Here is a 24,081-nt window from a genome sequence, read left to right as displayed (position 1 = left end):
AAACCAGTTACCCGGTGAGTCGACACATCGAGTGATCCTTTGAATCAGAAACAATCAAACTGACTTGAATCAAAAATAACTTCAAAGGAATCCGACACAGAACAACAGACAACCACCCACCCAAACCTCGAAGAGATCCAGGCAGAAAAGGTCACCCAATGCCTGTGTACGGGGATACTACTAATTTCGGCATTGACTTTCGGCACGCTGTTGAGTTCTCAAGAATCGGACGCACACCGCGTCATGGCCTCTCAGCCAGGACTCCGGGGCAACCTGCGTTACTCTACCGGACCAGATCCACCGAGTCAAGACTCGATTTTTCTGACCATCCACCCGCGAGGGAGCTACCGGCCCGAGTCAGACGACGCGGTTCGGCTCAGCTAGCCTTGGGGGGTTCGGAGCGACCGGCCGCTTTCGCGTCCCGCGCCTCGCTCCAACAAGAAGAACATTACGTGGCTTCCAGGTAGCCGGTCAAATCGGTTCCCGGTGGGCAGGATCACACGGTTGTAATTTGCCCTCGTCGTGCAGTTTGTGGGAGTGGACCGAAGCCGTCGACCCACGCGATCAGCTGCCCGTCGGCGACGCCAGAACCCCTGCAAACGAACGCTTTCCGCGGCGCAGCACCAGCACTCCACCCGGCAGCAGGTCGTCGGACCCCGGCACGTACTCGGCGTCCTTCACCTTCTCGTTGTTGAGGTAGCCACCGCCTTCGGCCACCGTCCTGCGCGCGGCCGACTTGCTGGCCACCAGGCCGGACTTCACGAGCAGGTCGCCGTACGTCGGCATCGGTTCGCCGGCGCCTAGTTCGACATGGGGTGCTTCGCGGAGTGCGGCGACCAGTGTGGAGCCGTCGAGTGAGGCGAGTTCGCCCTGGCCGAAGAGCGCCTTGGACGCCTCTTGCACTCTCCTGGTCTCCTCCTCGCTGTGTACCAGCGTGGTGATGTCCTCGGCGAGCAGTCGCTGGGCCTCACGTGCGTGTGGTCGTTCCGCGGTTGCCTGCTCGAGTGCGGCGATCTCCTCTGGTGTGCGGAACGTGTAGAACCGCACCAGCTGCATGACGTCGCGGTCGTCAGTGTTGAACCAGAACTGGTAGAACGCGTACGGCGATGTCAGCTCCCGGTCCAGCCACACCGTGCCGGACTCCGTCTTGCCGAACTTGGTGCCGTCCGCCTTGGTCACCAGTGGTGTGGCCAGTGCGTGTGCTTTGCCGGCCTCGGTACGACGGATGAGCTCGACGCCGGCCGTCAGGTTGCCCCACTGGTCACTGCCACCCGTCTGCAGAGTGCAATTGTGACGGCGGTAGAGCTCTAGGTAGTCCAGCGACTGCAGCAACACGTAGCTGAACTCCGTGTAGCTGATCCCCTGCTCCAGCCGCGCCTTCACCACCTCGCGCCCGAGCATCCGGTTCACCGGGAAGTGCTTGCCGATGTCACGGAGGAAGTCGAGGGTGTTGAGGTCCTTGGTCCAGTCGTAGTTGTTGACGATGCGACCGGGGTTCGGCAGGGCCGGGTCGAAGTCGATGAACTTCTCCACCTGGCCGCGGACCCTCTCGACCCACTGCTGGACGACGTCCTTCGGGTTCAGCACCCGCTCGGAGCTCTCCTTGGGGTCGCCGATCAGACCGGTGGCGCCACCGACGAGGCCGATGGGGTTGTGGCCGGCCAGCTGGAGGCGGCGGAGCGTCAGCAACTGCAGCAGGTTGCCCATGTGCAGGCTGGGCGCAGTGGGGTCGAAGCCGACATAGGAGGTGATCGGTCCCGCCGCCATCGAAGCCCGCAGAGCGTCTGGATCGGTGGAGTGCGCGATCAGGCCACGGCTCTCCAGGTCGTCGAGTACCTGGGTGCGGCGTTCGGTCCCGCTGTCGGTCACTTGTCTCTCCTCGAGTACGTCGGTCAGCTACAAGTGTCCTGTATGTGACCTACGTGGGGTCTGGGCGGGTCAGGACCGCTTGGAGCTGGGGGCGAAGCGCATGGCCGTCGGGAGCGTGGACTGTCGCGGCGGTGGGGCGGTGCGGGTCGTGGGCGCCCGGGTCCGGGTTGGGGACCGGCAGACCGTGAGACAGCACCTGCTCGGCCGGGGTGAGCTGGCGGATACCGATGGCCCGTACGTGGTCCGGGTGGGTCTGTGCGAAGTCGCCGTACAGCTGGGGGTCATGCTGACCGTCGTCACCGATCAGTACCCACCGGACGTTCGGGAACTCGGCAGCGAGGCGGCGTAGCGCCGTGCGCTTGTGCTCCTGCCCGCTGCGAAACCACCCGGTGTTGGTCGGCCCCCAGTCCGTGAGCAGCAACGGCCCAGCCGGGTACCCGTGCCGCGCCAGGAAGCGGGTCAGCGTAGGTGCGGTGTTCCAGGCCCCTGTGGAGAGGTAGAAGATCGGCGCACCCGGGTGGTCCTCCAGTAGCTCGGCGTACATCTCTGCCATGCCTGGTACGACGCGACGCGCCTGCTCGTCGCGGAGGAACGTGTTCCACGCGGCGATCAGTGGACGCGGCAGCATCGTCAGCATCACCGTGTCGTCGATGTCGCTGACCAGTCCGAGAGTGGCGTCCGGGTCGGGGACGTAAACGCGGGCACGGGCCTCTCGCTCGCCGTGCACACCCAGGTTGACCTCGTGCCAGCCCGGCGGCAGCACCACCGGCACACTGAGGTCGACGAAGCCGCCGCGGTCGGTCATGGCCTCGAACGTCTGCCCGCTCACGGTGACCGTCACCTTGACCTTGGTCGCCGGTGCGGTGACGAAAACGCGCCAACCGCGCACGACCTGGTCCTCGTCGTACCTGGGCTGGTTGCGGGGGTCCCTACTGAGTACGACGCGTGCCAGCACCCGGACGAACTGTGTGGTGCCGTAGCCGACGTGCGGGATGATCCGTTCCCGCCAGCCGCGACGCCGCAGGATCGCCTGCACCCCGATGTTGAACCAGTCCTCGAGACGGGACGCGTAGTGCGGACGGGCCATAGTCCGAAACCTACCCGGAGCAGGGGCCGCTACGCCTGCTGCCCCCACGCCCTGGGACGACCTTTACCGAACTGCCGGAAGTCCTTTCGAGATCTGCGGGAACTCCTTTGAGAACTGTCGGCGGCGCCCTCTACGGTCTTCGCATGACACAGACCTCCGCCGCTCTCGGGATGTGCTTCCCGCGCACCTACCCCGCCGCCCTGGTGACCGACGTGGCCCGCCGCCTGGACCAAGGCGGCGCGGACGAGTTGTGGATCATCGAGGACTGCTTCTACACCGCCGGACCGTCGCTCGTGTCCGCCGCCCTCACCTCCACCGAGCGACTCACGGTCGGCCTCGGCATCCTGCCTGCGGTCGCCCGGACCGCGGCCGTCACCGCGATGGAGCTCGCCACCCTGGACGCGCTCGCGCCCGGCCGGTTCCTGCCCGGTATCGGTCACGGCGTGCAGGAGTGGATGGGCCAGATGGGTGTCCGGCCCAAGTCGCCGCTCACTGCACTGGAGGAGGTCACCACCGCAGTCACCAGACTGCTCGCCGGCGAGACCGTGAGCTTCGAGGGCAAGACGGTCTACCTGCAGGACGTGAAGCTGGACGCGCCACCGGTCGAGCCGCCGCCGATCCTGCTCGGGGTGATGGGCCCGAAGTCGATGGCGTTGGCCGGGCGGGTCGGGGGTGGGCTGGTCCTCGCCGAGCCGGCCACGCCGTCGTACGTGCGGCAGTCGGTCGAGTACGCCGGATCGCCGGAGGGCTTCGTGGTCGCGGTGTTCAGCGCGTTCTGCGTGCGGAGCGACCGCAAGACGGCGTACGAGTGGACCGCGCCGTGGCTCGGGTCGCGGATCGAGGACAACCACCCGGGGCTGAAGGCGATGCCGTTCTTCGACGACCTGAAGAAGCTGTACGACGAGTCCGGTACGGCGGGCCTGGTCGGGATGCCGGTCGACTGGTGGACCGAGATCGGCGCGGTCGGGACGCTCGACGACGCAGCCGCGCACATCGAGGCGCTGGAGGCGGCCGGAGTGCACCACATCGGCCTGTTCCCGGACCCAGAGGTCGAGCACGGGCTCCCCCAGCTCGACCACGTCCTGGAGCTGGCCAAGCGCTGATCGATTCAGCCGCCGCGGCGGGGCTCAGGCGGCAGCCTCCCCCGCAGCGGTGCGGCTCAGCTGGCGGCTGGACCGCGGCGTTTGGGGACGTGGGGCCGGTACGGCGAGACCGTGGGGTCACCCGGGATCCAGAAGCGCCACGGGCGGTCGGCGGCTTGGCGGAGGCCGACCCGTGGCCCGGTGGACGGTTCGCCGTCGAAGCCCGGGCCGGGGAGCAGTTGGACGTGGGAGGTCTTGGAGAGCAGGTCGGCGCCGTTGTCGTCCCGGCCGATGCCGAGAGCAACGCACATGCGGGCCGGACCGCGAGCGAGATCGCGGTCCGGGTTCCCGTTCGACCGCTTGCCCACCGGCCCCGGCAGCACGCCATTCGACCGAACACCGGTCACGCCAGGCGACCGCGCGGGTTCCAGACCGTTCGACTGGTTGAACTTGCCCGGTGGGGTGATGGGTAGGCGGCGGGCGCGGGCCAGGTCGAGGCCTTCGACGATCTCACCGGCCCGGAGCAGGATGGCCGACGGCTGTCCGTCCGGCCCGGCGCTGATGTTCATGCAGAAGTGCATGCCGTAGGTGAAGTACACGTACAGAAATCCGGGCGGCCCGAACATCACCGAGTTGCGGGGCGTCTGGCCGCGGTACGCGTGTGACCCGGGATCGTTCGGCCCGTCGTACGCCTCGACCTCGGTCAGCCGGACCGCGACCGTGCCCTCGTCCGTGGTGCTGCGCAGGACCATGCCGAGAAGCTTCGGGGCCACGTCGAGGACGGGGCCCGCGAGCAGCGAGCGGCGGACAGGCATGCGCAGCACCCTAAGCGACGCCCCGTATCAGGCGAGGCGTTCGGCGTGAGCGGTGGCGCGACCCCGGAGTTCGGTGAGTTGCTCGGCCACGCGCTCCCCCGCCGTACCACCGCGGGTGTTGCGGGACGCCAGCGAACCCTCGACCGTCAGCACCGAGCGGACCTCAGGAGTCAGCGAGGGCGAGATCGCGGCCAGGTCGGAGTCGGTGAGGTCCCACAGCTCGATGCCGCGCTTCTCGCACTCCTGGACACAGGCGCCGGCCACCTCGTGCGCGACTCGGAACGGCACCTTCTGCCGGACCAGCCACTCTGCGATGTCGGTGGCGAGCGAGAACCCCTGCGGCGCCAGCTCCTCCAGACGCGCCGTGTTGAAGCGCAGCGTCCGGATCATCCCGGTGAACGCGGGCAGCAGCACCTCGAGAGTGTCGATGGAGTCGAAGACCGGCTCCTTGTCCTCCTGCAGGTCCCGGTTGTACGCGAGCGGCTGGGCCTTCAGCGTGGCCAGCAGGCCGCTCAGGTTGCCGATCAGCCGGCCGGCCTTGCCGCGGGCGAGCTCGGCGATGTCCGGGTTCTTCTTCTGCGGCATGATGCTCGACCCGGTCGAGAACGCGTCGTCCAGCTCGACGAAACCGAACTCCTTCGTCGCCCAGATGATCACCTCCTCAGCCTGCCGGGACAGGTCGACACCGATCTGCGCGGTGACGAACGCGAACTCCGCCACGAAGTCGCGCGCGGCGGTCCCGTCGATCGAGTTCGCCGACGAATCCGTGAAGCCGAGCTCGAGAGCGACGTACTGCGGGTCCAGGCCGAGCGAGCTGCCGGCCAGGGCACCCGATCCGTACGGCGAGTCAGCGGCGACGCGGGCGTCCCAGTCGGCGAGCCGGTCGAGATCGCGGATCAGCGGCCACGCGTGAGCGAGCAGGTGGTGAGAGAGCAGCACCGGCTGCGCGTGCTGCAGGTGGGTGCGCCCGGGCATCGCGACGCCGAGGTGCTTCTCCGCCTGCTTGGCCAGGGCGTTCACCTGGTCCAGCACCAGCCGACTGACGATGCGGCCGTGCTCACGCAGGTACCCCTTGAACAGCGTGGCGACCTGGTCGTTGCGGGACCGGCCGGCCCGGAGACGTCCGCCGAGCTCAGTGCCGAGCCTGTCGAGCAGACCGCGCTCCAGCGCCGTGTGCACGTCCTCGTCGTCCTCGGCGGGGAGGAACTTCCCAGTCAGTACGTCGTCCAGCAGCCCGTCCAGCCCGGCCAACATCGCAGAAAGGTCCTCGTCGGTCAGCAGCCCCGCTCGGTGCAGCACCTTCGCATGCGCCTTCGAGCCGGCGATGTCGTACGGCGCCAGCCGCCAATCGAACTGTGTCGACTTGCTCAGCGCCGCCAGGGCATCCGCCGGCCCGCCCGCGAACCGGCCGCCCCACAGGGCCGCACTCTCACCAGAACTCACACCAACATCCTCTCAGTCACTTGCTCAGTAGCTTTCGCCAGGTCGCGGCATCGTCCGGGGTGTAGGCACGGCTGAAGCCACATCCCCAGGCGTACGCGTCCTTCAACGGGTTCGTGCCGCCCCATTGCGGCTCACCGGTGATCAGCAGCCGGGTGCCGACGGTGTAGTCGGGGAAGTCGACTGACACGTCATAGCCAGATCCCTCCGGTGGGGTGATGGTTCGCACCGTCACGGTGTCGCCGCCACCGATCGGCTTGAACCACTCGTGGACCTGGAGCGTCAGCAGGTAGCCCCGCATCGGCCCACCCGGATCCGCGACGATCTTCAGGACCGTGCCGTCGAACGCGAAGCCGCGCTTCTTCAGCTCTGCCGGGGTGTACCCGGACACGCAGGAGGCGGCGACTCTGTCGGTGGGTGTGCCGCGAGGCGCGGGGGTGGATCCGATTCCGCTGGGCGGGACTGCCGGCCCAGGAGTCGCGGTGGGGCCGGAGCTAGTTTGGATGACGGCGACGGCGCCCACTACTACAGCCGTGCTGCTCACTGCGGCGACAACGGGAGCCAGCACGCGGAGCACGGTCCGGCGACGGCGAGCGGCTGATCGCAGTTGGCGGTTGGCGTGGGCGAGGACTTCCGGGGAAGGCGGTGGGACCTCGCCAGCGGTCTTCAGGGCTGTCCAGTGGTCGGTCATCGGTCGGCCTCCTGTCGAGTGGGTTCGTCCTGTATTTGGGGCGAACCGGAGAGGCGTTCGTCCATGCGTTGTCTTGCTCGGTGGAGCCGGGAGCGGGCGGTTCCGGCCGGGATGCCGAGGACCTGGGCTGCTTCCGTCGGGCTGAGGTTCTCCCAGGCGACCAGCAGGAGCAGTTCCCGCTCGACGGCCGCCAGCTCGCGGAGTGCCTGGCGGAGCTGCGGTGCGAGTGCCGTCGCGTCCAGCCGGGCGTCGACCGCGGCGGTCTCGTCGATCGGGCGATCACTCCGGAAGGCCCGCGCGATCGTCGTACGCACCCTGTTCTTGCGGTAGTGGCCGTGCAGGACGTGGCGTGCGATGCCGAAGAGCCAGCCGCGGGCCGAGCCCAGGTCGGGGTCGAAGCCGGACCGGCCCGCGTAGGCGGCCAGCCAGACGTCGGCCAGCAGGTCGTCCGCGACCCCGTCCACCGTCCGCCGGCTCAGGTACGCGTGGATGTCAGCGCCGTGCTGCTCCACTTGTGCCACGAACCAGTCGTCCATGCCCGCTCCCCTCCCACGCCCCAGTGCCTTCGCTGAGTACTTGGCACATCAGGGCGCGAGCGTTCGCGCTACTTCGGCTCGGAGCGGGCGGCCAGGGACAGGAAGCGGGTGGCCAGGGCGGGGCCGCCGGTCGGGTTCCGGGAGACGACCATGACGGTGTCGTCGCCGGCGATGGTGCCGAGTACGTCGTCCAGTCCCACGTGGTCGATCGCCGACGCGAAGTACTGGGCCGCACCCGGCGGGGTTCGCAGGATCACCAGGTTGGCACTGCCTTCCGCCGAAACCAGGAGCTCGGACGCCACCCGCGCCAGCCGGGCCTCGAAGGCAGCCGCCTCACCGGCTCGCGGCGTACGGTCACCGCCTTCACCTGGTACGGCGTACACCAGCTGGCCACTCGAGTCGCGTACCTTCACCGCACCGATCTCGACCAGATCCCGTGACAGCGTCGCCTGGCCGACGACCAGCCCGGAGTCTGCAAGCAGGTCAGCAAGCTCCGTCTGTGACCGCACCGGCTGCCGCCCGAGCAGATCCACGATCCGCTGCTGCCGCGCAGTCTTCGTTGTCGGTACGGCGATACTCATGCCTCGAAGCTCCTCGCCAGCAGCCACGACAGCAGCGCCTTCTGGGCGTGCAGCCGGTTCTCCGCCTCGTCCCAGACGACCGACTGCGGACCGTCGATCACGGCCGCCTCGATCTCCTTGCCCCGGTACGCCGGCAGGCAGTGCAGCACGATCGCGTCGGCGCTTGCCTTCGACATCAGTTGCTCGGTCACCGCATACGGAACGAACGGCGCCTCCCGCGACGACGCCTCGGCCTCCTGCCCCATCGACACCCAGGTGTCGGTGGCAACGACATCCGCACCGTCGACGGCGGCGTAAGGATCCGCGGTCCAGCTCGCGGATCCACCAGTCGTCAAAGCGATCTCGGCCGCGCGCGCCAGTACGGCGGGATCCGGCTGGTACTCGGCGGGCGACCCCACGACCACATGCATCCCGGCCGTGACTCCGCCGAGCAGATACGAGTGCGCCATGTTGTTCGCACCGTCTCCGAGGTAGACCAGCTTCAGCCCGGCCGTCGACCCCTTGTGCTGCCGCACCGTGAGCAGGTCGGCCAGGATCTGGCACGGGTGGAACTCGTCGGTCAGCGCGTTCACAACCGGCACCCGGGACGCCGCGGCCATCTCCTCGATCCGGGTCTGCGCGAACGTCCGCCACACGATTGCCGCGACCTGCCGGTCGAGCACCCGCGCGGTGTCCGCGATCGGCTCGCCACGACCCATCTGCGACGTCTGCGCGTCGATGATCAGCGGTACGCCGCCCAGCTCGGCGATCCCGACCGCGAACGAGATCCGGGTCCGGGTCGACGTCTTGTCGAAGATCACCGCAACGGTCTTCGGCCCGGCCAACGGCTGATGCCCGAACCGGTCCCCGGCCAACTGCAGCCCGAGCGTCAGAACCTCGTCCTGCTCGACCGGACTCAGGTCGTCATCCCGCAGAAAGTGTCTGGTCATCCCGCCTCCACCTGGTCCAGCAAGCCCGGGAGGGCCGCGACGAAACTGTCGGCATCAGCCTTGCTCAGGATGTACGGCGGCGCCAGCCGCAACGCGTTGGGGATCGGGTTGTTGATCACGAACCCGGCCTCCAGCGCGAGGGCGGCCACCTGGTCGGACACCGGCTGGGTGAGCTCGATCGCGAGCAGCAACCCGCGACCCCGCACGCCGGCGATCAGCGGATGGTCGAGCGCGATGATCGACGACGCGAGGTGGTTGCCGACAGCATTCACGTTGGCCAGCAGCCCGTCCCGCTCGATCACGGTCAGCACCGCGAGCCCGGCGATCGCGGCGACCGGGTTGCCGCCGAACGTGGTCCCGTGATTGCCCGGCTGCAGCAGGTCCGCGGCCGCGCCCAGCCCGATGCACGCGCCGATCGGGATCCCCGCGCCGAGGCCCTTCGCCACCGTCACCAGGTCCGGCGTGATCCCGTCGGCCTCGAACGCGAACCAGCTCCCGGTCCGCCCGACCCCGGTCTGGATCTCGTCGATCCACAGCAGCGCGCCGTGCTCGGAGGTGATCCGCCGGGCCGCCTGCAGGTACCCGGCCGGCGGTACGACGACGCCGTTCTCCCCCTGGATCGGCTCGAGTACGACGGCCGCCGTCTCGTCGTCGACCGCGGCGGCCAGCGCCTCGGCATCGCCGTACGGGACGAACTCCACGTCTCCGGGCAGGGGCGCGAACGCTTCCCGGTACGCCGGCTTCCAGGTCACCGCGAGGGCGCCCATGGACCGGCCGTGGAACGCGCCGACAGCGGAGACGATCTTGGTCCGGCCGGTACGGCGGGTGATCTTGAACGCGGCTTCGTTGGCCTCGGTGCCGGAGTTGGTGAAGAACACCTTGCCCGGGGCATCGAAGAGCCCGAGCAGTTTCTCGGCCAGCGCGATCTGCGGTGCGGAGGCGAAGAAGTTCGAGACGTGGCCGAGGGTGGCGAGCTGCGAGGTCACCGCGGACACCACGAACGGGTGCGCGTGGCCGAGGCAGTTGACCGCGAGCCCGCCGAGCAGGTCGAGGTACTTGTTGCCGTCGGCATCCCACAGGTACGCACCCTCGCCACGGACGAGCACCCGCTTCGGTGCGCCGAACGTGTTCATCAGCGCATTCGAGTACCGCTCAGTGAGCGCACTCTGCGTCCCGTCGACGGTGAGCAGTTCGGTCATGACGGAATCACCTGGGTTCCACTTCCGGCGTCGGTGAAGATCTCGAGCAGCAGCGAGTGCGGCACCCGACCGTCGATCACGGTCGCCCGGGAGACGCCCGATTCGACCGCGCGCAGGCAGGCCTCCATCTTCGGCACCATGCCGGACGCCAGCGACGGCAGCAGCTCGGCCAGTTCGGCGGCGTCGATCTGGGTGATGATCTCGTCGCTGTCCGGCCAGTTCCGGTAGAGCCCGGCCACGTCGGTCAGCACGACGAGCTTCTCCGCACCGAGCGCGACGGCCAACGCCGCGGCGGCAGTGTCGGCGTTGACGTTGTGCGCCAGGCCGTCCTCGTCCGGCGCGATCGTCGACACGACCGGGATCCGACCCGCGTCGATCAGGTCGACGACCGCCTCCGGCCGTACGTCGACCACGTCACCGACCAGCCCGATGTCGACCGACTCCCCGTCCACCATCGCCGTACGACGCTCAGCGGTGAACAGACCGGCGTCCTCGCCGGACATGCCGACCGCGAACGGGCCATGCGCGTTCAGCAGGCCGACCAACTCACGGCCGACCTTGCCGACCAGGACCATGCCGACGACGTCCATCGCCTCCGGGGTGGTGACCCGCAGCCCGCCGCGGAACTCGCTGTCGATGCCGAGCCGGTGGAGCATGTCGCTGATCTGCGGACCGCCGCCGTGCACGACGACGACCCGGACCCCGGCGTACCGGAGAAAGACGATGTCCTCGGCGAAGGCCCGCTTGAGCTTGTCGTCGACCATCGCGTTGCCGCCGTACTTGACCACGATGGTCTTGCCGTGGAACTGCTTCAGCCACGGCAGGGCCTCGGTCAGGACGGCAGCCTTCTCCACCGCATCCGCGTGACTAGTGCTCATGACGAGTACGCCGAGTTCTCTTCGACGTACGCGTGTGACAGGTCGGTCGTGAGCACGGTCGCCGATGCCGGGCCGGCGTGCAGGTCGATGACCACGTCGATCTCGAGACCGCTCAGGTCGGCCTCGGAGCGGTCGACGCCCTTGCCGCCGGCCACGCAGATCGGGGCCCCGTTCAAGGTGATGTCGAGCAGCGACGGGTCGAACGCGGTGGGTGCGTTGCCGACCGCCATCGCGATCCGGCCCCAGTTCGGGTCGGAGGCGAAGAACGCGGTCTTGCAGAGGTTGTCCTCAGCAACGATCTTCGCGGCCGCGATCGCTTCCGCCTCGGTGGCCGCGCCCTGCACCGTGATGCTGACGTGCTTGGTCACGCCCTCGGCGTCAGCCTGCAACTGCTTGACCAGGTCGCCGGCCAGAACCGTCAACGCGGCCTCGAAGTCGTCCGCACTCACGGCCACACCGGACGCGCCCGAGCTGAGCAGGAGCACCGTGTCGTTGGTCGACGTACCGCCGTCGACGTCGAGCCGGTTGAACGTCTTGCCGACCGCGTTCCGCAGCGCGTGGTCGAGATGCGGCTGATCCAGTACGGCGTCGGTCGTGATGACGCTGAGCATCGTTGCCATGTTCGGCGCGCACATGCCGGCGCCCTTGGCGAACCCGCCGATGCTCCAGCCGTCCTGGTGCTTGAGCACAGCCTGCTTCGGCACGTTGTCGGTCGTCATGACCGCCGTGGCCGCGGCCAATCCAGCCTCAGGGCCATCACTGAGAGCGTCCACGGCCGCGTCGATGCCCGGGATCAGCTTGTTCATCGGCAGCCGTTCGCCGATCAGGCCGGTCGAGCAGACCCCGATCTCGGCCGCGCCGACGCCCAGCACCTCGGCCAGTTTCTCGGCGGTCTTGTGGGTGTCCTGGAAGCCTTCCGGACCGGTGCAGGCGTTGGCACCGCCGGAGTTCAGCACGACGGCCTTCAACTTACCGGCGGTAAGTACCTGCTGCGACCACAGGACCGGGGCGGCCTTCACCTTGTTGGTGGTGAAGACACCGGCGGCGACGTCGTGCGGGCCGTCGTTCACGACGACGGTGAGGTCCGGCGTGCCGGCCGGTTTGATCCCGGCGATCACCCCCGCCGCACGGAAGCCGGCCGGCGCGGTGACCCCGGCGCTCCGATCGACTTGGGTGCTGGGGGTGACTGCGACGGTCACGGTGCGACTCCATTGAGGGGAAGGGCCAGGGTCTCGTCGAGCCCGGTGGCCAGGTTCATGCACTGCACGGCTCCGCCGGCGGTGCCCTTGGTGAGGTTGTCCATCGCGGCCACGATGACGGCGCGGCCGGTGCGCTGGTCGAGAGCGAGCTGCAGCTGCACGGTGTTCGCACCGAGGGTGGCCTGCGTCTGCGGCCACTGCCCCTCGGGCAGCACATGCACGAACGGCTCGTTGCGGTACGCGTCCTCGTAGGCCTGCCGCAGCGCCGCCAGGTCGGTGCCTTCGGCAATCGGTGCGCTGCAGGTGGCGAGGATGCCGCGGGACATCGGCACGAGTACCGGGGTGAATGAGACGCTCACCGGCCCTTCGGCGTACGGCGTGAGGTTCTGCTCGATCTCCGGGGTGTGCCGGTGGACGCCGCCGACGCCGTACGCGGTGGCCGAACCCATCACCTCGGCGCCGAGCAGGTGCGGCTTCGGTGCCTTGCCGGCGCCCGACGTACCGCTGACCGCGACCACCACCAGTTCGCCGGGATCAACGAGGCCGCTCTGTACGGCGGGCAGCAGGGCGAGCGTGGAGACGGTGGGGTAACAGCCCGGTACGGCGACCCGGTTCGTACCACGGAGCTTCTCGCGTTGACCGGGGAGCTCCGGGAGCCCGTACGGCCAGGAGCCCGCGTGCTCGCCGCCGTAGAACTCGGTCCACACCTCGGCCTCGGTCAGCCGGAAGTCCGCGCCGCAGTCGATCACGGTGACGTCCTCGCCGAGCTGCTCGGCGATTCCGGCGGACTGTCCGTGCGGAAGGGCCAGGAACACCACGTCGTGACCGGCGAGATTCTCCGCCGTGGTCTCGACCAGGGTGCGCCCGGCCAGTGGCACGAGGTGTGGATGGTGCTGCCCGAGCGCCGTACCGGCGTTCCCTCCGGCGGTGAGCGCGCCGACCTCGACCTCGGGATGCGCACTCAGCAGCCGAAGCAGCTCACCCCCCGCATATCCGCTGGCTCCGGCCACCGCCACCTTCACACTCATATGAATGAGTATGCCATGGGTTGGAAAAATATCCAAGATCCGCCAGCGCCGCGGGGATCAACTACCCACCCTCGTCAGGTAGAACCATGTGACCCAGGTCATGTCACAAGAGTGCTCCCGGGGCGTGTCCGGAAGGGTGACGACGAACTCTAGGAGGTTGTGATGGCCCGGATCGCGCTGGAGCACAAGCGGACCTGGTTTGTCCGGTTGGCGGAGTGGGGCAGCCGGCGGAAGTTCGGGAAGGTGCTGGACCCTGGGCAGGCGGCGCTGCACAACCGGCGGGTGCTGGTGTCGATGCTGCTGATGGAGGGGTCTGCCGGCCGCTGGAACAAGCTCGACCCGACGCTCAAGGCACTCGCGGTGATGGTGTCCTCGGCGCAGATCGGGTGCAGTTGGTGCGTGGACTTCGGCTACTGGGAGTTCCACCACCAGGGGGTCGATCCGAGGAAGCTGCGCGATGTGCCAGGGTGGCGGGACAGCGACGCCTACACGGATCTGGAGCGCGCGGTAATGGAGTACACCGAGGCCATGACGGCGACCCCGCCGCAGGTCACCGACGAGCACGTCGAGCGGCTGCGGCGGGACCTCACCGACGAGCAGGTGGTCGAGCTGACCGCGTGGGTGTCGTTGGAGAACTACCGCTCGCGCACCAACGCCGCGCTCGGTCTCACCAGTCAAGGCTTCAAGGAGCTGTGCGAGCTGAGGCCGGCGTGACCGATGAGGAGCTGGCACGGGAGTTCGACACACACCGGGCGGTTCTCGTCGGTGCGGCGTACCGGGTGGTCGGGAGTGTGAGCGACGCCGAGGACGTGGTCCAGGAGGCGTGGCTGCGCTGGGCCGCGGTCGACCATGAAGAGGTGCGGGACACGCGCGCGTACCTGATCCGGATCACCACCCGGCTCGCACTCAACCGGCTGCGCCAGCAGAAGGCACGACGGGAGGAGTACGTCGGTCCCTGGCTGCCTGAGCCGATCGCGTCCGACGACGACCCGGCCGCCGCGGTGGAGATGGCGGACTCGGTGAGTATGGCGATGCTCGTCGTACTCGAGACGCTGTCACCGCTCGAGCGGGCCACGTTCGTCCTGCGAGAGGTGTTCGATCTGCCGTACGACGAGATCGCGGAAACGCTCGGCCGGTCGGAGAGCGCCGTACGGCAACTGGCGCACCGGGCCCGCGGGCATGTGCATGCGCGGCAGCCGCGGCATCAGGTGGACAAGGAGCGGCACAACGAGCTGACCATGCGGTTCATGGCGGCGGCCGGGTCCGGCGACTTCGACCAGGTCGTCGCGCTGCTGGCACCGGACGCGGTCCTGATCAGCGACGGCGGCGGCAAGAAGCAGGCGGCGCTGCGCCCGATCCACGGATCCGAGAAGATCGCCCGCTGGCTGTCCGCGGTGACGGCGAAGAACCCGAACTTCGAGATCCGGATGGCCACCCTCAACGGCGAGACCGCCTTCATCATGTACTTCGACGACGAGCCCGACACGGTCGCCTTCCTGGAGACCACCGACGGCCTGGTCACCAGCCTCTACATGATCCGCAACCCGGACAAACTCACCACGGTCCCGAACCGGCACGAACTCGACTGAGGAACGGCCGGATCCGGGCGACCACCTGGTCGAGGTGCGTCTCGAGCAACCAGTGACCACCGTCCTCGAACAGGTGCAGCTCGGCATCCGGCACGTCGGCCAGGTACGCGCGGGCCGACTGCGCCGGCATGTACCCGTCCTGCGGGCCCCACACGATCAGGGTCGGCGGCCGGTGTTCGCGCAGGTACGCCTGGTACTGCGGGAATCGCCGGACGCTGTCCGCGATCTCGGCGAAGAAGCCGACCATGATCTCGCGGTGCTCCCGCATCAGCGGCCAGGCCAGGTGCCACAGATCCGGGCTGATCCGCTCGGCGTCCTCGACTTCGCCGAGAATCTCCTCACGGAGCCCGTCGAACGGTATCCGTGCGGCAGCAGTACGACGGGTGCGTCGGGCGGGCCGGCTTCACGGTAGAAGATCTCGACGCCGCCCACGTCGATGGTTCGGTGTCTGACGGTAGCCATGCTGCACGCAGTACCCAGTTGACTCCGTCCGTAGACTATCTGCAACTCAGTCGCATCTGGAGGTGGCGTGAAGTACCTGGTGGCGGAGCCGGACGAGGCACTCGAGCCGGGATTGCGGGCTGATCTGCTGGACACGTGGATCGCGGTGACGGACGCGGGTGGTGCGGTCGGGTTCACAGCGCCGGCTCCGGTGGAGTTGATCGCGGAGACGCTGGACGAGGCGCTGGGGCGGGTCGCGGCCGGGCTGGATCTGCTCGGGGTGCTGCACAACGGCGAGCGGTATGTCGGCATGGGCCTGCTCGTGACTCGCGGCAGCGCGTTGCAGCCGCACTGGCGCACGGTGCTGCGGGTGATGGTCCATCCGCAGCACCAGGGCAGCGGCGCCGGCCGGATGCTGATGGAGGGTTTGCGCGGTTCGGCGGTCGACCTCGGCCTGCAGCAGTTGCAGCTCACGATCCGCGATGGTCTCGGCCTGGAGAGGTTCTACGAGTCGCTCGGCTACCGGATCGTCGGTCGTCATCCCCGGGCGATCCTCGTCGCGGCGGACGATTACCGCGACGAGGTCATGCTGGTGCGGGATCTCTAGCGGGACCGCCGCGAGATCGCGGCGAGTGTCGCACCCAGCGCCGTGAGCAGCGCACCGAGGGTCAACAGCACCGGCGGCGGACCACCCGTCGCCGGGATCTCGGCCCGATTGACCGAGCGCAGATCCGCGGCCGGCGGGGCGCCGATCGTGAACTTCACCGGCGCCGCAACAGTGGAGCCGGTCGCGTCGGTCTGCTCGTAGGTCGCCTTCGCGTTCCCGGTGAACCCGGCGGCCGGAGCGAGACTGATCGTCCCGTCGGACGCGACGGACCAGGTGCCCGACGCATCCGTGACCCGCTTCGAGCAGGTCGCCGGTCCCGTCCGCAGGCAGACCGTGGACGGATCGGGTGCGCCACCGTCGTTGAGCAACGGATTCACGGCGACCGGGCTCCCCGGAGTGCCGGTCGCTGTGTCGGTGGTCGCCTTGGCCAGGATCGGAGCGGCGACGGTGACCTCCAGCAGCGCGGCGTTGGAGGTGCCGTTCGCATCGGTGATCCGGTAGGCGACGGTTCGCGTCGTACCGATGAAGTCCTTGGCCGGGGTGAACGTGATCGCGCCGTCCGCACCGACCACGAAACCGCCCTCGCCCGGAACTGTCACCGACTTCTTGTCCTTGCCGTCCGCCGGATCCCGCAGTACGACGGAACCCGGGACCAGCGGCGCGGACGGGTCACCCGCCCTGTCGTTGCCGAGCACGGCCACGACGACCGGCTTGCCGAAGCCCGTCCGGGCGCTGTCGTCGACAGTGACCGGACGCACCGGCGCTACCGTCACGGTGATCGTCGCGCGGGCCGCGTTCCGGTTGCTGTCCTTCACCACGTACGCCGCCGGCCGGGCGGTCCCGGTGAACGTCGCCACCGGACTGAACGTCACCTTGCCCTTGGCAACGACCCAGTCGCCTTCGCCCGCGATTGTCACCTGGTCGACCAGCGCCGCGTCCGGACCGATCAGCAGCAGGGTCTCCGGATCGAGGGTCGCGCCCGGACCCGGCTTGTCGTTCACCAACGGGTCCACCGCCACCGGCACGTGCTGCTTGGTCTGCGCCGCATCCGGTGCCGCCACCGGTCGCGCCTGGACCGTCACCGTCACCGTGGCCGCCCCGATCGTCCCGTTGCGATCGGCAACCTGATACCCGACCGGAATCGCAGTTCCGACAAACCCGTCGACCGGCGCGAACCGAATCCCGCCATCAGGCTGGAGCGTGTAAGCGCTCTGCCCCGGCACGTCCAGCGACGCGACAGCGTCACCGGTCGCCGAATCGACCAGCCGCACGTCGCCCAGCGGCGCCGACGCATCACCCGGCTTGTCGTTCTTCAGCACGGCGACGGTGACAGCGGTGTCGTACGGCGTGGCGATCGTGTCATCCGCCGCCACCGGGACGATCGGCTGGACCGTCACCGCGACCGTCGAAGCGGCCGTGTTCCGGCTCGTGTCGGTCACCCGGTAGGCGATCGAGGCGACCCCGCGGTACGTCGGCGCCGGGTCGAACGTGATCCGCCCGGTCACCTCGTTCACCGTGAACACGCCCTGGCCGGCGATCGTTGCCTTCCGCCCCCAGTTCCGCGCGGTCACGCCGTACAACTGGACCGTCGCCTTGTCGAGTTCCGCGTCGGTCCCCGGTGCGTCGTTGGCCAGTGGATCCACCGTCGCGGTGACGTTCTGCTTCGTCGTGGCTGTGTCGACGGCGGCCTGCGGTCCCTTGCCGACGGTCAGGAAGAGCAGCCCCTCGGCGGTCGACCCGTTGTCGTCGGTGATCCGGTACGTCGCCGGCGTCGTCACCCCCTGGTAGTCCTTGACCGGCGTGAACGTGATCGATCCGTCGTCCGCGGCGGTGTAGGTGCCTTCACTGGGTTGCGTGACCGTCTTGCGGTATCCGCCGGCCGGATCCTTCAGCACCAGACTCGACCAGACCAGCGGCGCGGACGGATCACCGGCCTTGTCGTTGGCCAGCACGTTCACCGTGATCGCCTGGTTGTACGGCGTGATGTCCGAGTCGTCCACGGTGACCGGCCAGACCGGCGTCACGTTCATGGTCAGCGTCGAGGCGGCAAGGTTCTGGTTCGAGTCGGCGACGCGGTAGTTGATCGCCAGCGCCTTCCCGCGGAAGGCCGGCAGCGGATCGAACACGACGGCACCACTCGGCTGGACCGTGTACGTGCCCTGACCCGCGACCGTCACCTTCTTCACGTAGCCCGTCGTCCGGGCCGCAGGATCGAGCAGGCCGACCGACGACGGGTCGAGCTTCGCATCGGTCCCCGGGCTGTCGTTCGACAGCAGGTTCACGGAGACGGCGACGTCCTGCAGCGTGGATGCGGTGTCGGCCACCGCGATCGGCGGCAGCCCGACCGTGATCCACAGCTTGGCCGTGGTCAGCGTTCCGTTGCTGTCGGCCACTTGATAGGTCAGCTGCGTGCCCGGGCCACGGAACGTCGCGCCCGGATCGAAGGTGACCACTCCCCCGGCGGCGGTGTAGACACCCTCGTTCGGGATGGTGACCGTTGCCTTGAGCAATCCGTCGGCCGGGTCGGTGAGCAGCAGGCTGCCCGGCATCAGCGGCGCCGACTCGTCCCCCGGCTTGTCGTTCGTGAGCACCTTCACCGCGACGGTCTTCTCGTACGGCGTCTTCGCGGTGTCGTCGGCCGCGACCGGCGTGATCGGCGTGATCGTGACGGTGATGGTCGACCGTGTCGCCTGGTCGAACCAGTCCGACACCCGGTAGGTCAGCGTGGTCGCCGTACCCGTGAAGCCCGGCAGCGGGTCGAAGAGGACCGTGCCCTCGGGGTTCACCTGGTAGCTGCCCTGGCCGGGGATCTTCACCAGTTTCTTCATCGATCCGTCGGCCGGGTCGATCAGCACCAGGCTGACGGGATCGAGCCCAGTGCCCTGGCCGGCTGTGTCGTTGGCGAGCGGGTCAAGCAGGAGCCGTACGTTCTGCTTGCTCGTCCCCGTGTCGGGCTTGGCGGTCGGTGCCGGCGGCTTCGCGATGGTGACGGTCAGCGTCGCAGTGGCGAGAGTGCCGTTCACGTCGGACACGCTGTAGGTGATCGGCGCGGCGACTCCGGTGTACGTCGGCAGCGGGTCGACCTCGATCTTTCCGTCCGGTGTCACCGTGTACGACGCCTCACCGTCGACGACGACTGTGGTCTTGGGCTCGTGCGTCTTCGGGTCGAGCACTCGGACGCTGCTCGGCACCAGCGGAACCGCCGGGTCACCCGCGCTGTCGTTCGTCAACACGGCCACGGTTACGTTCGCGTCATACGCCGTACTGGCTGTGTCGTCCGTCGCGTCCGGCTGCACCTTGGTCACCTTGACCACGAGCGCCGACTTGCCGATCGCGCCATTGCCATCGGCAACCTGGTAGGTGATCGGCTTCGCCGTACCGCTGAAGGCCGGTACCGGTTCGAACAGGATCTTGCCGTCCGGTTTCGCCGTGTACTTGCCCTGACCCGCGATGATCAGCGTCGTCACCGGCTCACCTCGCGTCGGCGGGATCAGCCGCACGCTGTCCGGAACCAGCGCCGACCCGGTCGGCCCCGCCTTGTCATTGTCGAGTACGGCGACCACGACCGAAGCACCCTGCAGTGTCGTGATCAGGTCCGGATTCGCCACCGGCGGACCGGGCGCGTCGACGGACACCGTGAGCTCCGCCCGCGCGGGCGTCCCGTTCTTGTCGAGCACCTGGTAGGTCAGCGGCGTACCAACGCCTTGGAACCTCGGGACCGGCTGGAAGGTGACCTTGCCGCCGGCCACCAAGTACGACCCCTGTCGCGCGACGGTCACCTTGTCGACGAGCTTCTGGCTGACCGGATCGACCAGCCGGAGACTGGCAGGATCCAGCGGCGCATCCGGTGACCCGGGCAGGTCGTTCTCGAGCACCGGTACGACGACATCGGTGCCGAACGCGGTCGACACGGAGTCCCCGTTCGCCGTCGGCGTGACCGGCGTGACCGTGACAGTCAGCGTGGACTCGGCGGTCTGTTTGGTGCTGTCGGTGACGCGGTAGCCGAGTTGGGTTCCGACGCCGGTGAAGCGCGGCAACGGTACGAAGTCCACGCCGCCGTTCGGCTTCACGACGTACTCACCCTGGCCGGCGATGACGACCTTCTTCTTGAAGGTGGTGTCGGCCGGGTCGCGGAGGACAACCGACGCCGGGACCAGGTTCACGCCGGGCGCTGCGCGGTCGTTGCCGAGCGGCTTGAGCGCGATGCTGACGTTCTGCGGGGTGGTCGCGGTGTCGGGGGTCGCGACCGGCCGAGCGGGCAGGGCGACTGTGAGGGTGAGCTTCGCGGTCGCCGTGGTGCCGTTGCTGTCGGCCACGCGGTAGGTGACCGGTTTGGCCGGGCCGACGAAGCCGGGCACCGGTTCGATGTCGATCTGGCCGTCCGGTTTGGCGACGTACTTGGCCTGGCCGACGACATTTACCATCACGACACACTTGTCGCCGTCGACGAGACACAGCGAACCAGGTTTGAGGGGCGTGTCCGGATCACCCGGCTTGTCGTTGCCGAGCACGTCGACCGTGAGACCGGTATTGAACGCGGCCGTCGCTTTGTCGTCCAGCAGGACGGGCGGAGGCGGCGGCGCGATCAGGATCGGGTGGTCCTCGACCTCACCGGAGTCGGTCGCACCGGTCGGTTTGTCGAGCTGCGCGTTGTTGTAGCCGACCCGCACCCGGGCGTACGACGCGCCGGCGGTCGGGCGCGCGTACTTGGTCCAGTTGAGGGCGACGGCACTCTGACCCGAGGCGAACGTGGCACATGCGCGTTCGGCCGGCGCGAAGGCTCCGTCGCGATCGAGGTCGATCCAGGCACAGGCCCGGCCGGCCTTCGAGGCGCCGGTCAGGGCGAGCTCGGCCGAGTACGCCGTGGAGTTGGTGCGCAGCGGTTTGAAGGTGACGCCATCGTCGGCCTGGTCGGGCGTGGACGGGCCGGTGGTGCCGTTGGCAACGGTCGCGTTGTCCTCGGTCACGTCCTTGCCGAGTCGCACGTCGCTGAGCACGGACCACGCCGCGCCGTACGACGCCGGGGCATCGCCGAAGTCTTCGCCGGTGGACGCGAGGACGGAGAAGGCGTCACCGGAGGACGAGGTGTTGAACGCCGGGAGCTTCGGGTGTTTGGTGAAGAGCGCGGTGAGGTCGAAGGTGATCTTGGTGGCGACGCCGTTGACCCGAACCGATCCACAGGCCGCCGTCGCGGAGGCGTCCGGGCCGGTGCCGGTCTTGTTGTTGATGCAGTTCGGACCGGCGTCGTGGTTGGTGGCGGTGATCGTGTCGCTGGTGACGGCCAGGTTGTTGCCCTGGCCGACCTTGCTGAGGCTGAGGCCGGCGGTGGTGAGCTTGAGGACCGAGTGAAACTCGGACTGAGCGGTCGGTTTGCCGCTGACGGTCTGGGTGACGGCACCACCGATGCCGGCGAAGTGCAGGACCGGGTTGCGCACTGGCTGGCTGAACGCGATCGTCACCGTGCCGCGGTCGCCGCAACTGCCGGTCGACGCGCAGGTCCCGGTGTTGACCAGGAGATCCTGCGCGGGCGTCGTACGCGCGATCGGCGGTGCATAGGTCGTCGGGCCGGTACCGCGGACGCCCGCGGTGGTTGCGTCGAGCAACTCGGTCTGCCCGGTCACGGTGATGGTCTGCTGGAGCCCGGACCCGGGCATGGTCGCCGTCGCGGAGTCGCCCTGGGTGAAAGGTGCCGCGGGCACCTGGTACGCGGCGGCATCGATGGCGGTGAGATCGATCGTGGTGAGGGAGAGGAGGCCGGAGGCCAGCACGATGGACAGGCCCGGTCGTGTTGCCCGCATGTAGCCGCCCTCCCGAGCATTCACGTCGTGCGCGTGCGTCGGCCACAGGGCGGGCGGCCAGCGTAGAGGTAACGGTCTACGCCGACTCGATGTTACGGGGTAATCACTCTCCGAGGTCGTAGATCCGGACCTTGCCGACGCTGTGTCGCAGCACGGCCAGCCGGTCCAGCGCCGGTGACACGGTCCCGTCGCGTGCGTCGGCGTACAGCCAGCGCACCTGGTACTCCTCGCGCAGCCGCCGCAGCAGGTCCGGCGTCGGCGCGGCGAGGGCCTGATTCGTCAGCGCGACCCGCTCCGGCCACGGCGACGGCTGCTCGGTGTACCGCCGGCCGCCGACTCCCTGCTCGGCCATCGCCTCGTTCGTGTAGGCCCAGCCCTCGATCAAGGTCCGGCGACCGGCGATCCCACTCACGATGTAGCCGCGCGCGTCACACCCCGGCGTCTGCTTGCCGGCCGGGCGGCACCACGTGTTCGCGGCGACGACATCGGTCGGCGCGGAGACCTTCCCCAACCACAGCGCCGCCGACTCCTCGTCCGGATACACCCACCACCTGGCCGCGGTGAAGGTCTGCGCCCGCTCGGAGTCACCGTGTACGGCGCTCTGCGCGAACGACTTGATCGGCCCAACAGCCAGCAGAGCCAGTACGACGACCAGCTCGGCACCCGACCGTCGTCGCAGCAACCACCAGAGCCCGGCCAGCACAGGAATGACCAGTAGCGGTCGGGCGACCAGGAGCAGTTGGTGTCCCGGCGAGCCGACCGGTTTCGCATCGGCTGCCAGCAGCATCCCGGCGCAGACCGTGCCGAGCACCAGGGAGCTTGCCGCGACAGTGATGAGTGAACGCCGCCTCGTGCGCGCCGGGAAGTCGCGGGCAAGCGTCGCGGCCAGCCACCCGGCCGCGGCGAGGCTGAATGGGATCGCGGTGTGGATGAAGTACGACTCGCTCACCGAGGGATGGTCGATCAGCAGGTACCCGGCCCAGCCGGCGATCAACGCACCGACCAGGAACCACGCCATCGGGTCCCGCTTCCTGAGGACCCCGAACCCGACCACCGCGGTTGCCTGATTGATCAGCAGTAGACAGAGCAGCACGAGTGTCCCGACGACCGCTCCCTGCGTCAGCGCCGGCAGGATCAGTCCGCCCTCCCCCGCCGGCGTCATGTCCCCGGTCGCCGCTGCGTAGTCACCACTCGACTTCAGTACGGCGAGAAACTGCAGCCCCGACCCGCTAGTGCTCCCGGCAACCGTCAGCATCGTCCCGACCCCGGTCGCCACCAGCAGGACCCCGGCCACAACCGCCCGCACCGGCACCCGCCGCGTCTGCACCAGCAACACCACAGCCGCCAGCCCCACCGCCCCGACCAGGATCGGCAACACAGTCGGCTTCGACCCGCCGCCCAGCACCGCCACAGCGAACGTGACCACCCACAGTCCGCCCGGTCCACCCCGGAACAGCAACTCGATCAAGAAGACCGCCGCCGCGACGCACGCGACCATGCCGAAGGTCTGCGACGGGCTCAGGAAACTCAGTGGCGAGGAGAGGTTCACACTCGTGTCGAGGAACAGGTACAGCTGCGGCGCGGCCAACGCGAGAGCTGCGAGTACGCCGGTCCACCAGGTGCGACTCACAGTCCGCGCCAGCGTCGCGCACACCAGCAACGCGACCACGAGCCACGGCAGCAGCCACAGCCGGAACAACACAATGACCGGCGTCAGCCGCGTGATGTCGACCGCCGCAGCCATGTCCGCGTTGGCGAACCAGTGGTACTCCAGCCGCTCCCCCGCCACCTGCGGCAGCTCCGGCGGCACCGCCCGCATCAACTCGTTCACCATCGACAGGTGGTAGAGCAAGTCCTGGTAGTACGCCGACCCCTGCGGCGGCACCTCGTGAAACGCCATCACGCCCAGCGTGGTCGCGCCCAGCACCACCGCCGACGCGACCGCCAACCCCCAGGTCCACAGCGTCGGCAATGGCATCGGCTGTGTGATGCGCCAATGCACGCGCAGACGTCGTACCGATGCAAAGGCGAGGAGCACCAGCGCGGGCCAGATGATGAGCCAGCGTTGCCAGCCGAGCGCGGTGAACACGGCCCAGCCGATCAGCTGCCAGGTCGCACCGACGACGGCACCGAGGCCGAGGTCTTCAGCCCAGTTGCCCGTACTACGCCAGGCCGCGCGCAGCAGGAGCGTGCCCGGGAGCGCGATCGCCAGCGCGAAGTAGACGCAGTACTTGACGATGGGTCCGGGCGGTACGTCGATCGCAGCGAGCCCCGTAACCGCCACCACAAAAGGCAGCAGCCATGGAAGGGAC

The 24,081-nt window shown here is 68.7% G+C and carries 19 protein-coding genes; 4 read left to right on the top strand and 15 right to left on the bottom strand.

From position 1 onward, the window contains the following. Positions 1–564: 564 nt before the first annotated feature. A complete protein-coding gene (tyrS, locus tag V9K99_RS36170) occupies positions 565–1,869 on the bottom strand; it encodes a tyrosine--tRNA ligase (protein ID WP_337011629.1) in 1,305 nt (434 codons plus the stop codon). A 49-nt stretch (positions 1,870–1,918) separates the two neighbouring features. Next, positions 1,919–2,956, bottom strand: a complete 1,038-nt coding sequence (locus V9K99_RS36165) for an App1 family protein (protein WP_337011627.1) — start codon at positions 2,954–2,956, stop codon at positions 1,919–1,921. Positions 2,957–3,099: 143 nt separating this feature from the next. On the opposite strand from V9K99_RS36165, the gene V9K99_RS36160 reads away from it, so the two are divergent. Further along, on the top strand, positions 3,100–4,059 hold the full coding sequence (locus tag V9K99_RS36160; protein WP_337011625.1) for an LLM class flavin-dependent oxidoreductase: 960 nt from the start codon (positions 3,100–3,102) through the stop codon (positions 4,057–4,059). Positions 4,060–4,115: 56 nt separating this feature from the next. On the opposite strand, the gene V9K99_RS36155 is transcribed toward V9K99_RS36160, so the two are convergent. The 10 genes from V9K99_RS36155 to argC form a co-directional block, all read right to left on the bottom strand. Then, positions 4,116–4,853: a DNA-3-methyladenine glycosylase gene (locus V9K99_RS36155; protein ID WP_337011624.1), complete on the bottom strand. Its 738-nt coding sequence runs from the start codon at positions 4,851–4,853 to the stop codon at positions 4,116–4,118. Between the two features lie 27 nt (positions 4,854–4,880). Further along, positions 4,881–6,296, bottom strand: coding sequence for an argininosuccinate lyase (gene argH, locus V9K99_RS36150; protein ID WP_337011623.1), 1,416 nt, complete (start codon positions 6,294–6,296; stop codon positions 4,881–4,883). A 16-nt stretch (positions 6,297–6,312) separates the two neighbouring features. Further along, positions 6,313–6,984 carry a hypothetical protein gene (locus tag V9K99_RS36145; RefSeq protein WP_337011621.1) on the bottom strand — a complete coding sequence of 224 codons (672 nt, stop codon included), beginning with the start codon at positions 6,982–6,984 and terminating at the stop codon, positions 6,313–6,315. After that, the gene (locus V9K99_RS36140) at positions 6,981–7,520 is read right to left on the bottom strand and encodes an RNA polymerase sigma factor (protein WP_337011620.1); all 540 of its coding nucleotides are present in this window, start codon (positions 7,518–7,520) and stop codon (positions 6,981–6,983) included. Before V9K99_RS36140 ends, V9K99_RS36145 begins: the two co-directional genes overlap by 4 nt. A gap of 68 nt (positions 7,521–7,588) precedes the next feature. After that, positions 7,589–8,101, bottom strand: coding sequence for an arginine repressor (locus V9K99_RS36135; RefSeq protein WP_337011619.1), 513 nt, complete (start codon positions 8,099–8,101; stop codon positions 7,589–7,591). Continuing rightward, positions 8,098–9,030: an ornithine carbamoyltransferase gene (argF, locus tag V9K99_RS36130; RefSeq protein ID WP_337011618.1), complete on the bottom strand. Its 933-nt coding sequence runs from the start codon at positions 9,028–9,030 to the stop codon at positions 8,098–8,100. Before argF ends, V9K99_RS36135 begins: the two co-directional genes overlap by 4 nt. After that, a complete protein-coding gene (locus V9K99_RS36125; RefSeq protein ID WP_337011617.1) occupies positions 9,027–10,229 on the bottom strand; it encodes an acetylornithine transaminase in 1,203 nt (400 codons plus the stop codon). The genes argF and V9K99_RS36125 overlap by 4 nt, the downstream gene beginning before the upstream one ends. Continuing rightward, entirely contained in the window at positions 10,226–11,107 is an 882-nt protein-coding gene (argB, locus tag V9K99_RS36120; RefSeq protein ID WP_337011615.1) for an acetylglutamate kinase, read from the bottom strand. Before argB ends, V9K99_RS36125 begins: the two co-directional genes overlap by 4 nt. After that, positions 11,104–12,306 carry a bifunctional glutamate N-acetyltransferase/amino-acid acetyltransferase ArgJ gene (argJ, locus tag V9K99_RS36115; RefSeq protein WP_337011613.1) on the bottom strand — a complete coding sequence of 401 codons (1,203 nt, stop codon included), beginning with the start codon at positions 12,304–12,306 and terminating at the stop codon, positions 11,104–11,106. The genes argB and argJ overlap by 4 nt, the downstream gene beginning before the upstream one ends. Then, positions 12,303–13,334, bottom strand: coding sequence for an N-acetyl-gamma-glutamyl-phosphate reductase (gene argC / locus V9K99_RS36110; RefSeq protein WP_337011611.1), 1,032 nt, complete (start codon positions 13,332–13,334; stop codon positions 12,303–12,305). The genes argJ and argC overlap by 4 nt, the downstream gene beginning before the upstream one ends. 162 nt (positions 13,335–13,496) lie before the next feature. Here argC and V9K99_RS36105 point away from each other — a divergent pair, with 162 nt between their 5' ends. Next, complete coding sequence (locus V9K99_RS36105) at positions 13,497–14,048, top strand: carboxymuconolactone decarboxylase family protein (protein WP_337011610.1); 552 nt, start codon at positions 13,497–13,499, stop codon at positions 14,046–14,048. Next, on the top strand, positions 14,027–14,923 hold the full coding sequence (locus tag V9K99_RS36100; protein ID WP_337011608.1) for an RNA polymerase sigma-70 factor: 897 nt from the start codon (positions 14,027–14,029) through the stop codon (positions 14,921–14,923). The genes V9K99_RS36105 and V9K99_RS36100 overlap by 22 nt, the downstream gene beginning before the upstream one ends. Here the strand turns inward: V9K99_RS36100 and V9K99_RS36095 are convergent. Beyond that, complete coding sequence (locus V9K99_RS36095; protein WP_337011607.1) at positions 14,889–15,191, bottom strand: alpha/beta fold hydrolase; 303 nt, start codon at positions 15,189–15,191, stop codon at positions 14,889–14,891. The two genes, V9K99_RS36100 and V9K99_RS36095, sit on opposite strands and share 35 nt — an antisense overlap. A 261-nt stretch (positions 15,192–15,452) precedes the next feature. Between V9K99_RS36095 and V9K99_RS36090 the strand changes: the two genes are divergently transcribed. Further along, positions 15,453–15,971 carry a GNAT family N-acetyltransferase gene (locus V9K99_RS36090; protein ID WP_337011606.1) on the top strand — a complete coding sequence of 173 codons (519 nt, stop codon included), beginning with the start codon at positions 15,453–15,455 and terminating at the stop codon, positions 15,969–15,971. On the opposite strand, the gene V9K99_RS36085 is transcribed toward V9K99_RS36090, so the two are convergent. Continuing rightward, positions 15,968–21,769 (bottom strand): Ig-like domain-containing protein, encoded by a 5,802-nt coding sequence (locus tag V9K99_RS36085; RefSeq protein ID WP_337011605.1) that lies wholly within the window; start codon positions 21,767–21,769, stop codon positions 15,968–15,970. The two genes, V9K99_RS36090 and V9K99_RS36085, sit on opposite strands and share 4 nt — an antisense overlap. A gap of 103 nt (positions 21,770–21,872) precedes the next feature. Continuing rightward, positions 21,873–24,053 (bottom strand): hypothetical protein, encoded by a 2,181-nt coding sequence (locus V9K99_RS36080; RefSeq protein WP_337011604.1) that lies wholly within the window; start codon positions 24,051–24,053, stop codon positions 21,873–21,875. Between the last annotated feature and the right edge of the window lie 28 nt (positions 24,054–24,081).

The sequence above is a fragment of the Kribbella sp. CCNWLW201 genome (assembly GCF_037203805.1).
Classification (GTDB): domain Bacteria; phylum Actinomycetota; class Actinomycetes; order Propionibacteriales; family Kribbellaceae; genus Kribbella.
Note: the sequence above shows the minus strand (reverse complement) of the source record. Positions and strands in the feature narration are given on the sequence as shown.

Excerpts from the sequence above, each read along its gene's own strand:
- V9K99_RS36165 (WP_337011627.1), bottom strand. The coding sequence starts at position 2,956 with ATGGCCCGTCCGCACTACGCGTCCCGTCTCGAGGACTGGTTCAACATC.
- V9K99_RS36160 (WP_337011625.1), top strand. The coding sequence starts at position 3,100 with ATGACACAGACCTCCGCCGCTCTCGGGATGTGCTTCCCGCGCACCTAC.
- V9K99_RS36155 (WP_337011624.1), bottom strand. The coding sequence starts at position 4,853 with ATGCCTGTCCGCCGCTCGCTGCTCGCGGGCCCCGTCCTCGACGTGGCC.
- V9K99_RS36145 (WP_337011621.1), bottom strand. The coding sequence starts at position 6,984 with ATGACCGACCACTGGACAGCCCTGAAGACCGCTGGCGAGGTCCCACCG.
- V9K99_RS36140 (WP_337011620.1), bottom strand. The coding sequence starts at position 7,520 with ATGGACGACTGGTTCGTGGCACAAGTGGAGCAGCACGGCGCTGACATC.
- V9K99_RS36135 (WP_337011619.1), bottom strand. The coding sequence starts at position 8,101 with ATGAGTATCGCCGTACCGACAACGAAGACTGCGCGGCAGCAGCGGATC.
- argF (WP_337011618.1), bottom strand. The coding sequence starts at position 9,030 with ATGACCAGACACTTTCTGCGGGATGACGACCTGAGTCCGGTCGAGCAG.
- V9K99_RS36125 (WP_337011617.1), bottom strand. The coding sequence starts at position 10,229 with ATGACCGAACTGCTCACCGTCGACGGGACGCAGAGTGCGCTCACTGAG.
- argB (WP_337011615.1), bottom strand. The coding sequence starts at position 11,107 with ATGAGCACTAGTCACGCGGATGCGGTGGAGAAGGCTGCCGTCCTGACC.
- argC (WP_337011611.1), bottom strand. The coding sequence starts at position 13,334 with ATGAGTGTGAAGGTGGCGGTGGCCGGAGCCAGCGGATATGCGGGGGGT.
- V9K99_RS36105 (WP_337011610.1), top strand. The coding sequence starts at position 13,497 with ATGGCCCGGATCGCGCTGGAGCACAAGCGGACCTGGTTTGTCCGGTTG.
- V9K99_RS36095 (WP_337011607.1), bottom strand. The coding sequence starts at position 15,191 with ATGCGGGAGCACCGCGAGATCATGGTCGGCTTCTTCGCCGAGATCGCG.
- V9K99_RS36085 (WP_337011605.1), bottom strand. The coding sequence starts at position 21,769 with ATGCGGGCAACACGACCGGGCCTGTCCATCGTGCTGGCCTCCGGCCTC.